The organism is Lysobacter sp. Soil_C_15 (genome assembly GCF_057657315.1).
This window is the reverse complement of sequence record NZ_JBDGIR010000002.1, coordinates 285,136-299,894: the sequence shown is the minus strand read 5'-3', so window position 1 is coordinate 299,894 and position 14,759 is coordinate 285,136. Positions and strand designations below refer to the sequence as shown.

The window sequence follows — 14,759 nt, the reverse complement described above, 5'->3', positions numbered from 1 at the left end:
GCATCGTTTTATGGGGATCGGACGGCAACGGCCGGCATGGGCTCAGGTGGAAAAGAACACCTTGACCTGGCAAGGCGACGCATCGAAGCCGATGGTGTTGGTGGAATTCTGTCGAGTGGGGTGGGAAAGGCAGGTCGCCGGCATGCAGCCGACGCTGACCTTGCTGGATCCCTTGATGTTCTGGCAGGTCGAGCCGACGGTCCCCGAGGCAACGCCGCCCACGACGCCGGGTTGGTCGCCGACGCTGACCATGATGATCGTGGCTACGTTGCAGGCCAGGGCGTTGACGATGAAGATGTTCAGGACGTTGGGTGCGGCGCTGCTTCTCTGTCCCATGTTTGGGAACGGAACCGGCACTAGAACGATGGTCAGGTTGACCGATATGGCGAAGCAAAAGCCGCTTGAGGTCGTATTGGCCGGCGTGGGCATGGCGGAGGTCCTGATGCGGAAGCGGAGGGAAAGCCAGAGCAGGGCTTGCAGGCGAGCGTCGATCAGCCGATATGCACTTGTTCGCCGTCTAGCTTGGCCAACTTGGCGGCGGTGACGATGGTGTGATCCGCATGCAGCCGCGCATCGGTGGCGGCGGCGTAATCGATCTGTCCGGCACGCAAGTAATCGACGGTTTCGATCTTGCGCACGCTATGGCGGCTGGCCTGGACGATACGTTCGGCGGCCGACTCCAGTACGCGCCCGACCAGTCGCCACAACCCGACCCGGGTCTCGATCCGGCCGCAGCGAACTTGCGCGGCATCGGCCTCTACGCTCGCTTCGCGGGCGGCGAAAGCCAGCGTTCCGGCGTCGGCATGCAGTTCCTCGTCGCTGCGCAGAACGAGGCGCGTGTCGCCATGCAGGCGCAACTGGCCGCCGATCGCCCGTAGCTCCATGTCGCCCTGGACTTGCAATCGAACCGGGCCCGCATCGGGACGGTGCAGAACCGCGCAGACGTAATGTTCGCTGCGCCCATCGGAGACGACCCAGACACGGTCGTCGGCTTCTGGGGGCGTCAGGCAGCTATGGGCGCGACGACAATGCAGCCGTCGGCCTTGGCGATCGATAACGATGTCTCCTCGCTCGTCGGTCGCAAGCACGTTGACCGCGCCGGCCCAGGGGGATTCTTCGTGATGCAGCAACTCGGCGAACACCGATGTAGCGCTTTCCTGTTCTTGCAACATGACGGACTCCTTCATTCGTAGATGGCATCGCGGCGTTGCGACCAGGCTTCGGCCGCATACAGGTCCGCGTCTTGGAAAATCACGCCGGGTTGCCGGCGCCACGGGCCGCGCGGCAAAGTGGCGCGGTGAACGCGCGTAGCTGAGAACGAGGCGCCGCCGAAGTCGGCTTCCGAGCAATCCGCGTAGGACAGGTCGGTATGCTTGAGGCGCGCGCGAGAGAAGCTGGCGCCGACCGCATTGGCGCGAAGCATCGATGCCGATTCCAAGTCGGAGCCGCTCAGGTCGGCGCGGTCCAGGCGCGTTTCCACCCACAGGCTGTTGGCGAAATAGGACGACTGGCAGCGCGCATCGCTCAGGTCGGCGCCGCAGAAGTTGGCGTAGGCGGCGGCTACGGCCTCCAGTCGCGCGCCGCGAAGGTCGGCGCCCTGGAAATTGCTCTGGGTCAGGTCGGCCCCGGAGAGGTCGACGCCAGCCAATCGCGTGCGTACGAGTTGGCTGCGGGGCATGCGTTGGCCGCGAAGCACTTTGCCGCTGAGGTCGCAGTCGAAGAACGCGACCTGGTCCAGCGTCGCGCCGGCGATGTCCACGTTGCGCGCGTCGATCCGATCAAACCCGACTTGGCGCAACTGCGCCGATTGCAGGTCCGCCTGTTCCAAAGCGGTTGCGGCGAAAATGCTGCGTTCGAGCGAGGCATCGCGCAGTATCGCCTGGCGCAGGTCGCCGTTGAACCACTGGCTCTGGAGGACGCGCGCACTCCGCAAATCGATCCCGGCCGCGCTGGCCTCGTGGAATACGCATTCCTCCAACTGCGCCTGGGCCCAGCGCGATTGGCCGAAGCGGCCGCGGTCGAACCGGCACGCGCGCAGGGACGCCGATTCCAGGTCGCTGCTGTCGAATCGGCAGTCGTGGAACACGCAGTCGACCAGGCGCGCGTGCTGCAGTTGCGCATGGGAGAAATCGATCCGGTCGAACGCTGCGCCGGCGATGTTCGCGCCGCGCAGATCGGCGCCGTGCAGGGCCAGCTCCGATACGGCGCTGTTTTCGGCCAGGTGTTCGAGCAGGGCGCACAGTTCAGGACTCATGGGGCGCGCTCCCGCACCGGATAGGCGATGCTCTTCTCTAGGTAGGTATCGCGCAGTCGGGTGCCTTGGTCGAGCGTCACTTCCGAGAGATGGGCGCGGAACAAGTTGGCCATGTCCAGGTCGGCGCCCTCCAACCGCGCGCCGCGCATGTAGGCGCCGATCAGGTCGGACGAGCTGAGGTCGGCGCCGCGCAGAATGGTGCGCACCAGGAGGCCGTCGTGGATCTTGATTCGGCTCAAATCGGACTCGCTCAGGTTTGCGTCGGTGAAATCGCTCGCGCGCACCTGGGCGGCGACGAAGCGCGCGCCGCGCAAATTTGCGCCGCGGAAGTTGACCTCGGCCAGCTGCGCCTGGCTGAAGTTGGCGCGAGGCAACTCAGCGCCGCCCAGCGCGGCCTTGCGCAACTGGGCGCGGACCAGGCGGGTATCGCCTTCTGCTCGGGTGTCGTTCAGGGCGAGGTTCTCGATGTCGGATTCCGATAGGTCGATGTCGTGCAAGCGGCATTGCATGAATACGATTTTGCGGAGTCGAGCCCTGCGAAAGTCGATATCGCGCAAGGTGTTGCCGATCAGCATCAGATGGCTGAGCTTGGCGGAGCTGAAATCGATTGCTTCGAGGATGGCGCGATCGAAGCGGCAGCGATCCAGGCTGGCGGACGAGAACCGGCAGCGCTGTAGCTTCGCCGCCTCGAAGTTGGCTTCCTTCAGTTCGCACAGGCTGAAATCGGTTTTTTCGCAGATGGCCTGGGAAAAATTGACCCGCTTGCCGACCGCTGCCGACAGGCGCGTGCGGGTCAGATCGCAACGAACCAGCACGGCGTCGTCCAGCCTGGCGCCGGACAGGTCGGCGTCTGACAGGTCGGCGCCTTCCATCAGCGCGCTGTCTAGGTGGGCGCCGTGCAGGTTCATGCCGCGCAGGTCGGCGCCGGTCAGGTCGAGTCCGGCCAGGGGTTCGCCGCGCGCATGCAGTGCGGCGACGCGTTCGCGCAGCGTCTGGGAGGCGGCCGCGTCCAGTCGCGGCGCGGGTTTCTGATGCTGGGCCGACCAGCGATAGCCAGCGATAAGATCGGTCTCGCAGCGTTGCAGGCGACTGTCCAGCGCGGCGCGGTCGGCCGCGTTCGGTGCCCGATCCGCGAGCGCGTCCAGGTCGGGCCGAGCCAATTTCGGCGGCCCGTGCGGCGCCGGCGGTACGGTCACGGTCTTGCCGTGCGGAGCGGCGGCGGCTCGCGCGCGTTCGGTATGTTCTTCGGCCAGGGCGTCGGTGGAAATCTTGCGCAGCGCTTCGAGTTCGCGTTCTGCGCGGCGTTGGGTCTTCAAGGCGAATTCCGGCAGGGCATCGGCCGTCGGCAGGGCCGGCACGGTCAGCTCCGGATCGGGCAGGGCGTCGACGCCGTGGCTCGGCGGCGGCACTTCGCGCAACTGACGCTTGGCTCGGTCCAGCTCGCGTTGCAGCTTGGACTCGACGCCGCCGCTTGCGACCGCGGGCGGTTCCGGCAACAGCTCGGTGGGCAGCAGATCGCGGTCGCGCAAGCAATACAACGCACCATGCTTGGGGTCGTTGCGCCATTGCAGCACCTGCCGGTACCAGGACAACGGCCGCTCCTGGCCGTCTTGTTCGCCGGCGAGCAACAAGCCGGACAGGTCGCTGGCGTCGAAGGCCTCGACCGTCGCCTGGCCGTGGAAGATCATGATCGCCTGTTCGCGGTGCGGAAAGAACCAGACCGTGCCCATGTGCAGCGGAATTTCTTCCAACTCGCCGCCGCCGCGCCGTTGCACGAAGGCGCGAGCCTTCAGCGCCGGCAAGCGTCCCTGCAGGCGCGCGCGATCGGGGTGCATGCCGACAATTTCGTACTCGGCGGCGACGGGGAAGGCGACGCTGTCGGCCAGTCGCTGATCGGCCGGCGCAAGGTTGTAGTAGCGGCGGTCGTGATCGCGCGGCAGGCCGGGGTAGTCGTGCTGCAGCCAGTGATCGTCGACCCGGCCGTACAACTCGCTTCGCTGCGGCCACGCCGGCGGCAGCGGCGCGAAGCTGGCCGGTGCCGCTTCGACGCCGGCGCGCGACTGGGCGTAGTCGGCGTATTCCACGTTCGGCGCGCGGCGCAGCCCGGTTTCGCCGGTGGCGGCGCCGGGTGCGCCGATGCCGTCGGGATTGGCGTCGTAGCCCGAACCGCCGTAGGCATGCTGCCAGTCCAGCCGAATGCGTTCGTACGGTATCGGGTCGCTGGTTTCGAATGCGTTCAGCCAGCAGCGATCGCCGTGCACCTGCAGCTGCTTATCCAAGCCGGCGAACCGCACCCGAACGAATCCGCGTTCGGCGTTGGCCTGGCCGGGCTCCGGATAGGCGTAGCCGCTGACCAGATACTCGGCGCAACCCTTGGGCACCGCTTCGTCGAGCGGCATCGGCGAGACCTCTTCGCCGACCAGGCGCCACAGATCCTGGTCCGAGCCCAGCTTGGGTTTGGCGCCGAGATTGACCAGCGCCGCTACCGCCAGGCCGAAGTGTTCGCTGCCGCGGTCGCGAAAGCAGCGGGTGAGATAGCTGAGGTGGGTAGGCTTGGTCGTTTTCATCGTCGATGCGTTCGGGGTGCGCAAGCGCAGGAGGTGGGCGGGCGGCGCGTCGGCGCCGCCCGGAACGGATGAGTTCGGTTTCACATGATCATCTTGTTTCCCACCATTTCGACCGAGCTCTGCATGTCCTTGAGGTCGACGATGGTCTGGCTGTAGCCGACCTGGGTGATGCTGAAGCTGAAGCCGGTCATGCTGATCGAGCTGCCGGTGATGCCCAGGGTCGAGGTGTTGATGCTGGTGTCGTGGGTGGCGTTGATGTTGGTGCTGGCGCCGATCTTGACGTTCTGGCTGCTGCCGACGGTCAACGCGTTGGTGTTGCCGATGTAAGTCGAGGTGGTGTTGCTGACCGTCAGCTCGGTCTTGTTGCCGATCGTGGTCGCGGTCTTGTTGCCGACGGTCAGGCTGGTGTCGTTGGATAGGGTGGTGGTGGTGACGTTGCCGACCGTGGTCGAGTTGATGTTGCCCTCGGTGGTCGAGTCGCTGTTGCCGACCACCAGCGAGCGCGTGCTGCCCTCGACGGTCGAATCGGTGTTGCCGACCACCAGCGAGCGGGTGCTGCCTTGCACCGTGGACATGGTGCTGCCGACGACGGTGGAGGTGGTGCTTCCTTCCACGAACGACCAGGTGCTGCCGATGGTGGTCGAATGCGAGCTGCCTTCCAGCACCGAGGTCGAGTTGCCGCAAACCAGCGAGGCGGTGTTGCCGATCACCGACGAATCGGTATTGCCGATGACCACGCTGGTCGAGTTGCCGTTGACGAAGCTGCTGGTGTTGCCGTTGACGTCGGAGAACGAACTGCCGTTGAGCACGCTGATCGCGCAGCCGGTGGTCACCGAGATCGTGCCGCCCAGAGTCACGTTGATGGTGAATCCCTGCACTGAGACGCTGAACATGGTCACCGAGGCGCTGGCGATCTTGGCGCTGATGTCGGCCAGGGTGGCCGACACGTTGGCCCCGGTGGCGGAGAACGAGGCGCCGGTGGCCGAAGCGCTGAGGCCAGTAGACGAGAACGAGGCGCCGGTGCTGGACATGCTCAGACCGGTGGACGAGAACGAGGCTCCGGTGCGCGACACGCTGACGCCGGTCGAGGACGTCGACACGCCGCTGCCGGAGCCGCCGGAGCCGCCGGAGCTACCGGAACTACCGGTACCACCGGAACCGGCAGAAACGCCCGCGCCCGCGGACGCCGCACCCGCAGCCGCGGATTTGGCTTTCGGCGGCGGCATCTGCACACCCTGGGCGGCGGCGGCATTGGCTGCGGCCGCGCTCGCCGACTGCTGCTGCTGGGTGCGCGCCGCCGCCGTGGTGGCTTCGGCGCCGCTCGGCGCCTGTACCGCGGACGGCTTGGGAAAGTTGCCGGCCGCGGCGCCGTCGATCATCGGCAAGGGGCTCTGCGCGCCGTCGTGCGGGGTGAGGATGCTGCCGACGGTGAACAGCAGCTTGTTGGCGACGGTCAGGGTCGAGTCGTGCTCGGCTGAGGCGTCGTAGTCGCGCTCGGCGTGCAGCCGCACCTGTTCGCTGCCCTGCTTGTCCTCGAAGCGCAGCATGTTGGCGTTTTCGGGACCGCCGCCCGGGGTGCGGGTGACGAAGCCGCTCTGGGTGCACGAGACCGGCATCTCGAACGGCGGCATCTGGTCGGCGTTATAGATGCGCCCGGTGATCAGCGGGCGATCCATCTGGCCGTTGAGGAAGTCGACCACCACCTCCTGGCCGATGCGCGGCACATGCACCGAACCGTAATTGGTGCCGGCCCAGGCGTCGGACACGCGCACCCAGCACGAGCTGTTCTCGTCGCTGTTGCCGTAGCGGTCCCAGCGGAACTGCAGCTTGACCCGGCTGTATTGGTCGGTCCAGATGATCTGCCCCGGCGGACCGACCACGACCGCGGTCTGCGGGCCGGTCGCCTTGGGCACGGGAGTGACGCAGGCGGCGCGGAACGGCAGTTGCGCCGGCTGCACGGTGAAGTCGATGTCGTAGCGGGCGTCGTTGCTGCCGGTGGCGTAGCCGCCTTCGCGCAGGTCGTAGTCGACCGCGACGATGAGATATTGGCGATTTTCGTTGTCGCGCGGACAACCGGTCAGCGAGAACAGCGCGCCGCACGCGATCGCGCGGACGGTGCTGTGGGCGCGGATGCGGGCATGCTCGGCCTGCTCGGCCTCCAGCCGGATGCGCGCATAGTGCGTGCCCTGGTCGGCCTCGATGTAGCCGCCCTGCCAGATGTACTTCTCGAACTGGGCGTGGTCGTGCTCCATCGGATGAGCCAGCGACTGGCCGAGCTTGGCGGCGGGCTTCTTGAAGTCGTAGTCGTCGATGCTGTAGGCGCCGGAGCGCACTTCCTCGGCGCTGCGCCACTGGTCGATGCCGGGTTCGTCCTGCAGCGCCAGGCGGTCGTGGGCGATGTACGGCAGGGTGGCGTAGCCGGGAAGCTCGTCGTGCGAACCCAACTCGTCGGCCAGCACCAGGGTCTGCTGGCCCATCTCGTGCTTGAAGTAGTAGTAGATGCCTTCGTGCTCCATCAGCCGGCTGACGAAGGCGAAGTCGGTTTCCTGGTACTGGACGCAGTATTCCCAGTTCCGGTAGCTGGCGGAGGTGCGTTTTTCCACCGGAAATCCGTACTTGGAGAACACCTCGTCGAGGATGTCCAGCACGTTCTTGTTCTGGAAGATCCGGCAGTCGATGGTCTTGGTCAGGTACCACAGGCTGGGGCGCAGGGTCAGGGTGTAGATGTAGCTGCGCGGGGTCTCGGTTTCGCGGCCGCTCAGTTCGCAACGCACGATCTGGCCGCACAAATGGCGGCGATCGCGGCTCTGGGTCTGTATCTCGAGAGTGAGGGGTTTGCCGAGCAGGGACTTCATGTCGACGGTCGGGTCTTCCGAAACCAGTTCGACGGCGAACTCGTACAGCGACGACAGTTGCTCGGTGCCGCGCAGGCGCCGAAAGCGCAGGCTGTCCGCGGGCAGGGGGGTATGTGCGACGACGACTCTGTTCATGCCGGGTCCGTCAGTGCGAGTGAGGAATCGATGGGGGAGGGGAAGAAGCGGTGGACGAGGGTTCCGCCCTGGTCGTGCAGCTCGACCGCTTGCAGCGGCCTGCCGTCGGCGATCGCGGCGATGACCGCGCGGCTGATCGGCGGGAGCACGGTGTCGACGATTACCGACTCGATCACCCGGCCGCCGGAACTGCGTTGCACGCAGCGCTCGCGGATCGCGTCGACCGCGTCTTCGCCGTAGACGAAGCCGATGTCGTGAGCGGCGCGCATGCGTTCGACCAAACGGTCCAACTGCAGGCGCACGATGCGGCCGAGGGTGTCGTCGTCGAGCGGACGGTAGGGCACTACCGTCAGCCGGCCGAGAAAGGCCGCGGGGAAAACCTGCAACAGCTCGTCGTGCAGCTTCGGCGCCAGGGCGGCGGCATCGTCGCCGCGGCGCTGGGCGATGAGCTCGTCGCCGGCGTTGGAGGTCAGGATCAGGATGGTGTTCTTGAAATCGATGCGGCGGCCTTCGCCGTCCTCCATCCAGCCCTTGTCGAATACCTGGTAGAACACTTCCAGCACGTCCGGGTGCGCTTTCTCGACCTCGTCGAGCAACACCACGCTGTACGGCCGCCGACGCACCGCTTCGGTCAGCACGCCGCCCTCGCCGTAACCCACGTAGCCCGGCGGCGAGCCGCGCAGGGTGGCGACGGAGTGGCCTTCCTGGAATTCGCTCATGTTGAGCGTGATCAGATTCTGCTCGCCGCCGTACAAGGCTTCGGCCAGGGCGAGCGCGGTTTCGGTCTTGCCGACGCCGGAGGGGCCGCACAACAGGAAGCAGCCGATCGGCTTGCCGGGGTCGTCGAGCTTGGCGCGGGATATCTCCACCCGGCGGGCGATCGCCTGCATCGCGTCGAGCTGGCCGAGCACCCGGCGTTGCAGGGTTTCGGTCAGCACCAGCACCGCCTGCGCTTCGTCCTTGACCATGCGCCCCACCGGGATGCCGGTCCAGTCGGCCAGCACCGCGGCGACCGCATCTGCGTCGACCGCCGGGGTCACCAGCGGCGCCGGATGCTGCAGGTCGCGCAACTCCGCCTGGTCCTGCGCGAGCGAGCTGCGCAATGCGGCGGCGCGGTCCTGGTCCGGATCGGCCGGCGCGTCCGGCGCGTCCGGGTTTGGGGCCGCGCTCGGGTCCGCGCGGTCCAGCCGCTCTAGCGCGGTGCGGGTCTGGGCGATGCGTTCGGCCAAATCGCGCTCGCGTTGCCAGCGCGCGACCAACTCGTCGAGCCGCCGGCGGTGTTCGCGCAGTTCGGCGTCCAGGCGCTCGGGGCGTGCCGGGTCGCCCGCCTGCATCGCGCATTCGCGCCGGGCCCGGCTCAGTTCGATGTCGAGCGCGTCGATCCGCTGGCGCAGCGCTTCGACCTGAGACGGCGCTGCGTGCTGGCTCAGCGCAACCCGCGCGCAAGCGGTGTCGAGCAGGGCGATGGCCTTGTCCGGCAACTGCCGCGCGGGAATGTAGCGATGCGACAGCCGCACCGCCGCGGCGATGGCGTCGTCCAGCAGCAGTACGCCGTGATGCGACTCCAGCCGCCCGGCCAGGCCGCGCAGCATGTCCTGCGCCTGCGGTTCGGACGGTTCCGGAACCTGGATCGCTTCGAAGCGGCGGCTCAGCGCGGCGTCCTTCTCGATGTGTTTCTTGTACTCGCTCCAGGTGGTGGCGCCGATGGTGCGCAGTTGGCCGCGCGCCAGCGCCGGCTTGAGCAGGTTGGCGGCGTCGCCGGTGCCGCTGGCGCCGCCGGCGCCGATCAGGGTGTGGACCTCGTCGATGAACAACACCGTCGGCTGCGCGCTGCCTTCGACTTCCTCGACGATCTGGCGCAGGCGCTGCTCGAACTCGCCCTTGACCCCGGCGCCGGCCTGCAGCAGGCCCAGATCGAGTGCGCACAGGCGCACGCCGCGCAACGGCGGCGGCACGTCGCCGCTGACCAGGCGCAAGGCCAGGCCTTCGACCACCGCGGTCTTGCCGACCCCGGCCTCGCCGGTCAGCAAGGGGTTGTTCTGGCGCCGGCGCATCAGCGTGTCGATGACCTGGCGGATCTCGTCGTTGCGGCCGACCACCGGGTCGATGCCGCCGCTGCGGGCGCGCGCGGTCAGGTCGACCGCGTAGCGCGCCAGCGCCGATTTTTCCTGCGCGCCGGCTGCGGTCGTGGCCGGCGCGGCGGTCGCGTCGGCGCTAGCCGGTTGCTCGCGCGAGCCGGCCACCGCCTCGGGCAGCCGCTCCAGCAGCGCGTCGGGCTGCAGTTTGGCCAGTTCGCCGGAGATTCCGCACAACACCTGGCGCAGGCCGCCGGACTGGAGCATGCCGGCCAGCAAGTGGGCGCTGCGGATCTGCGCCTGTTCGTACAACAGACTGGCGTAGACCCAGGCCCGTTCCACCGCTTCGTCGATGAAGCTGGAAAAGTCGGCGATCGCGCTGGCGCCGCGCGGCAGGCGATCGAGCGAGGCGTTGATGTCGGCGGTCAGGCGCGCCCAGTCGAGGGAGAAATGCCGGGCCAGGCGATGCAGGTCGCTGTCGTGCTCGTGGGCGATCTGGTGCAGCCAGTGCGAGAGTTCGACATAGGGATTGCCGCGCAGCTTGCACAACGCGGTCGCCGACTCGAGCGTGCCGAGCAGGAACGGGTTGAGCCGCGCGTAGAGCGTTTTACGGCTGATATGGGTCATGGTCGGTTCCAGGGGGCTGCGGCCGCAGCGGTGGCGGCGGCCGATCGCTGTTCGGGCGAATAGGTCAGATCGTCGGCGTCGCTGTCGGCGCGGCGCTGGCCCAGCCAGGCGTCCCAGCCCAGGCGCGCGCTGCCGTCGAGTTGCGCCGGCGGGACCTGGTCCCGGGCCAGCACCGGGCGTACCCGCCAGGCGAACTCCAGGCCGACGTAGTTGCGCACCCACTGCAGGATTTCGCGCGTCGCTTCGGCGTCGGGATGCAGCTTGCGGTAGTCGTTCAGCGACAGCGGGCCGATCACGATCTCGAACGTCGACTGCACGTCGCGCACCGCCGCGCCGAGCACCGCGCCGCTGCCCAGCGGCTGCGCGGCGCCGCGGCCGCACAACCGGGTGCGGCGCGCCGGCGGCACCGCGATCCAGGTCTCGACCCATTCGCGGATCCGTACCGGCAAGCCGAAGTAGGTGGCCAGGATCTGCTGCAGGCCTTCCGGGTTGCGGGTCTGGCGGCTCAGGTGGCCGGCCATGAACAGCTTGGCGTGATCGGGGATGCGGTCGCGGCCGCGCAGGCCGGGCTGGCCCAGGTGGATCAGGCTGGCGATGTAGTCGCCGAAGCGCGCGCCGCCGCGCAGGCCGCGATCCAGGCTGGTGGTGGCCTGCGCATCGGCCCAGGCCCGGTAGAACAACAGGATCAGGCGATGGTGGAACAGGTCGGCGAAGCGGCTCATCGCCGGATCGTTGTGGTGGCGGGCACGGTCGCGGGCGTATTCGGTGAGATGCAGCGGCAGCGGGCCGTTCGGGCCGAACAGGCCGAAGCTGAAGATCGACAGCTTCGGCGCCGGGCCGACGCCCAGTTCGACGCCGGCCAGGGTCGAGGGCGCGAAGGCCAGGCCGGGTTCCTGGCCCAGGCGCAAAGGCTCTTCGGCCGGCCGCGCGGCGCGGCCCAGCGGCGCCCGATGGTCCATGCGCGCGTCCAGCCAGCGCAGCAGGTGATAGAGGTCGTACTCGTGCGGGGCCTGCGCCAGCCGGCGCCAGAAGTCCGCCGAGTCGGCGCCGGCGTTGCGGTCGAGCGGGACCAGTTCGGTCGCGGCGTTCATGCCACCGGCCTCCGTCCCAGCCGCGGCGGCCATTGGTGCAGCGGGCCGCGTTGCAGGCTGTGCAAGGCCAGCTCGATGAAGCTGTTCAAGGCCACGTGACGGGCCAGGAACTGTTCCAGCACCGAACCGAGCAAATAGGGACTGGCGCCGCTGAAGGCGGTTTCGTCCAGGCCGATCTCGATCCGCACCCCGCGCGCGAGCACGATCGGCCCCAGCGTCGGCATCGGCCGGTGCACCGGCTCCAGCCGCGCCGAGCGCAGTCCCTGGATCTGCCGGTGCAGGGCCGAACCCGGGCGGCCGGCGTACAGCTCAAGCAGCTCGCGCAACGCTTGCGCGCCCTGGACCTCGTCGAGATCGGTCAGGGTCAGGTGGTTGAGGCCGAGATGGCTGATCAACCGCCACGCCGCTTCGCCTTCGGCCAGCGCCGGACGCGGCGGTGTCGGGCCGTGCAGCAGTCGGATCGACGCCACCGGCGCCGACACGCGCAGGCCCAGGCCGTGTTCGGCCGGACGCAGGCGCATCGGCAGGTCGCGGTTGCTGCACCACATCTCCACCGACAACTGGCGCAGCTCGTCGGCATGCGGCGCTTCCTGCGCGTCGACCAGGCTCAGGAACACTTCGCTGCCGGCGTAGCGGGAACGCGGTTGCGCCGCTTGCGAGGGCGCGCCGGCGATGCGCGGCTCGCGGCGCAGGGAGAAGAACCGGCCTTGTTCGCTGCCGTCGCGCAGGCAGCTGTAGAACGGATGGAACTGCCACTTCTCGCCGCCGCGGGGGCTGTGGCCGACGACCTTCTCGACGCTATAGACCTCGTAGTCGAGCGGTTTGGTCCGGTCCGGCACCAGGTGGTGCTCGTAACGCTGGGCCGATACCGGGATGCGGTCGCTGGTCTTGCGTTGCAGGTTGACGATCGGCGTGCAGTGCAGGGCCAGGCTGTGGCTGCCGACGCTCGCTTCCAGCTCGGGGTCGGCGGCGTCGAACAGCAGGCTGATCTCCATCGCCCGGCCTTGCGCGCGCTGCATCGCCGGGCCCAGCCCGTGCAGGCTGAGGAACAGGCCGCGCGCGGGCATGGCGAAGTACTCCTGCAGTACCCGATAGCCCTGGAAGCCGCGCGGCCCGGTCGGCAACAGCGCCTCGTCGGCTTCGAAGCCGTCGTGGCGCAGCGCGTCGGCGCCCAGCAAGTGATGCCAGCGCAGCGGGCGTTCGGGGTCGTGGCAGACCACGGCCACGGTCCGGCACAACAGCCATTCCAGCAGCCGCGAGGCCTCGCGGTCGGGGCCGCTGAGATGCAGGGCCAGGCGTTCCAGCGATAGTTCGCGCAGCGGCATCGAACCCTGGGTCTCCAGGCGCAGACGCAAGCAGCCGCGCACCCGCCGGGCCAGGCCCAGCGCAGCCAGCGGCAGATCGCCGGGCTCGCCCGCGAACGAGGCCGCGCTCAGGCGCAGCGGCCACAGGGTGACGGCATGGGCGGTGCGGAACTCGCAGGCGGTCTGGCGCTCGCTGTCGGGCTTGGCCTGCACGGCGGTGCCGGCGGGCAGGGTGAAGCCGGCGCGCAGATTGCCTTCGCGCACGTTCGGCTCGAAGGCGACGATCGCCATCGACGGCGTCGGCGCCAGATAGCCGGGATAGACCACGTCGAGCATGCGCTGGGAAAAGCGCGGAAACTCCGCGTCCATCTTCAGCTGGATCCGCGCGGTCAGGAAACAGAACCCTTCCAGCAGGCGTTCGACGTAGGGATCGGCGCTTTCGCCTTCGCCCAGTCCGAGCCGGCCGGCGACCTTGGGGTGGAGCTGGGCGAACTCGGCGCCGAGTTCGCGCAGATAGGCCAGTTCGCGGTTGTAGTAGTGCAGCAGGCGCGCGTCCATGTCATTCGGCCCGTTGCGCGCGCAGCGAGATGTGGCCGCTTTCCAGGTCTATCTCGGAGCGGAACGAGAATGCGGTGGCGCGGTCGGGCGAGATCACGTCGCCCTGGATCAGCAGGCTCAGCACGTTGCCGATCGCGCGCGCGCCGGACTCGGACAGGCAGCGCACCTGCAGCGACCCGGCGCAGATGCGCGGTTCGAAATCGACGATCGCGGCGCGGATGGTGCGTTCGATGTCGTCCCATTCGACCTCGGACATGCGCATGCCGGCCAAGGCGCTGATGCCGAAGTTGATCACCGAACGGCGCGCGTGCGGATACGCGTCGAAATCGATGTCCGCTTCCAGGTTGGCGGTGTTGAGCAGCCAGCTCAGATCGCGCAGCAGCGCGTCGCGCAGGCGCGAAGGTGCCGACGGATCGACCTCTGGCGCGCCCTTGCGCTCGGCCGAACGATCGGTGAGCCGGTCGAGCAGGCTGGCCTCGCCGCCGGCCCTGCGGGTCGGAGCGGTCGGGAGCAGCGCGGGCGCGAATGGAGTCATGCGGTCGGCCTGGGTCGATACGGTGATGGAGCGGATGGGGAGGGAGCGGAAAAGGCTCCGGAACGGTGTCGGAGGCAGCCTCCGGCGACGCCGGAGCGGACCGGCGGTCGGTGACCGTCTTCGAGGGGGAACGGCCGCTGGATGCGGCCCACCGACACCGTCCCGGAGTCCCGGAACGCGCTGGACCCGACCCGGTCCAGCCTTCGATGCATGAGCGGCAGCGGGGGACGCCGATGCCGAGCGGGTCGGAAACGGCGGGTCTTACATTTCGCGGTTCTGCTTGATGTCCCAGGTCAGCACGCTTTCGCCGCCGCGCGTGCCCTGGTCGGTCTGCTCCCAGTATTGCTTGGTGACCTTGGCCGCCTGGAAGGTGTAGTCCATCAGGATCGCGTCGCTGTCGTGGTCGGCGTTGTGTTCGACCGCGGTCACCAGCACTTCGTTGAGGGTGATGCGCAGGTACTCGACCTGGGTGCCGCCGGCCTTACAGACCGAGATTTCGACCGACGGCAGATGGCGGCCGTTGGCGCAGTACTTGAGGATCGCCGGCGCGGCCTTGTCGATCACGGCGGTGACCTTGAGGTCGTTGAAGCTGGCCTTGCCGGTGCCGCCGCCGGAACCGGTGGCCATGCTGCCGGGTTGCTTGGCGCCCCAGCCGTAGGAACGCACGTTGCTCCAACCGCGGTGGTTGGCGTCTTTCGCTTCGCCGACCACGCCGTCGACGCGCATGTACATGTCGATTGCCATTTCGTTTCCTCTTC

10 protein-coding genes are annotated in these 14,759 nt (G+C 68.3%); all 10 read right to left on the bottom strand.

Annotation, left to right across the window (positions count from 1 at the left end; genetic code table 11):
• Positions 1-42: 42 nt before the first annotated feature.
• On the bottom strand, positions 43-429 hold the full coding sequence (locus tag AC3A57_RS05250) for a DUF4150 domain-containing protein (protein ID WP_487577934.1): 387 nt from the start codon (positions 427-429) through the stop codon (positions 43-45).
• A gap of 62 nt (positions 430-491) precedes the next feature.
• On the bottom strand, positions 492-1,172 hold the full coding sequence (locus tag AC3A57_RS05245) for a DUF3540 domain-containing protein (protein WP_487577933.1): 681 nt from the start codon (positions 1,170-1,172) through the stop codon (positions 492-494).
• 11 nt (positions 1,173-1,183) lie between these two features.
• On the bottom strand, positions 1,184-2,254 hold the full coding sequence (locus AC3A57_RS05240) for a pentapeptide repeat-containing protein (protein ID WP_487577932.1): 1,071 nt from the start codon (positions 2,252-2,254) through the stop codon (positions 1,184-1,186).
• A complete protein-coding gene (locus tag AC3A57_RS05235) occupies positions 2,251-4,821 on the bottom strand; it encodes a DUF2169 family type VI secretion system accessory protein (protein ID WP_487577931.1) in 2,571 nt (856 codons plus the stop codon). Before AC3A57_RS05235 ends, AC3A57_RS05240 begins: the two co-directional genes overlap by 4 nt.
• Positions 4,822-4,901: 80 nt before the next feature.
• The gene (locus AC3A57_RS05230; RefSeq protein ID WP_487577930.1) at positions 4,902-7,811 is read right to left on the bottom strand and encodes a type VI secretion system Vgr family protein; all 2,910 of its coding nucleotides are present in this window, start codon (positions 7,809-7,811) and stop codon (positions 4,902-4,904) included.
• On the bottom strand, positions 7,808-10,513 hold the full coding sequence (tssH, locus tag AC3A57_RS05225) for a type VI secretion system ATPase TssH (RefSeq protein WP_487577929.1): 2,706 nt from the start codon (positions 10,511-10,513) through the stop codon (positions 7,808-7,810). Before tssH ends, AC3A57_RS05230 begins: the two co-directional genes overlap by 4 nt.
• Complete coding sequence (gene tssG, locus AC3A57_RS05220) at positions 10,510-11,604, bottom strand: type VI secretion system baseplate subunit TssG (protein ID WP_487577928.1); 1,095 nt, start codon at positions 11,602-11,604, stop codon at positions 10,510-10,512. The genes tssH and tssG overlap by 4 nt, the downstream gene beginning before the upstream one ends.
• The gene (gene tssF, locus AC3A57_RS05215; RefSeq protein ID WP_487577927.1) at positions 11,601-13,466 is read right to left on the bottom strand and encodes a type VI secretion system baseplate subunit TssF; all 1,866 of its coding nucleotides are present in this window, start codon (positions 13,464-13,466) and stop codon (positions 11,601-11,603) included. The genes tssG and tssF overlap by 4 nt, the downstream gene beginning before the upstream one ends.
• A gap of 1 nt (position 13,467) precedes the next feature.
• On the bottom strand, positions 13,468-14,001 hold the full coding sequence (tssE, locus tag AC3A57_RS05210; protein WP_487577926.1) for a type VI secretion system baseplate subunit TssE: 534 nt from the start codon (positions 13,999-14,001) through the stop codon (positions 13,468-13,470).
• A 261-nt stretch (positions 14,002-14,262) separates the two neighbouring features.
• A complete protein-coding gene (locus AC3A57_RS05205; RefSeq protein WP_487577925.1) occupies positions 14,263-14,745 on the bottom strand; it encodes an Hcp family type VI secretion system effector in 483 nt (160 codons plus the stop codon).
• Positions 14,746-14,759: the final 14 nt, after the last annotated feature.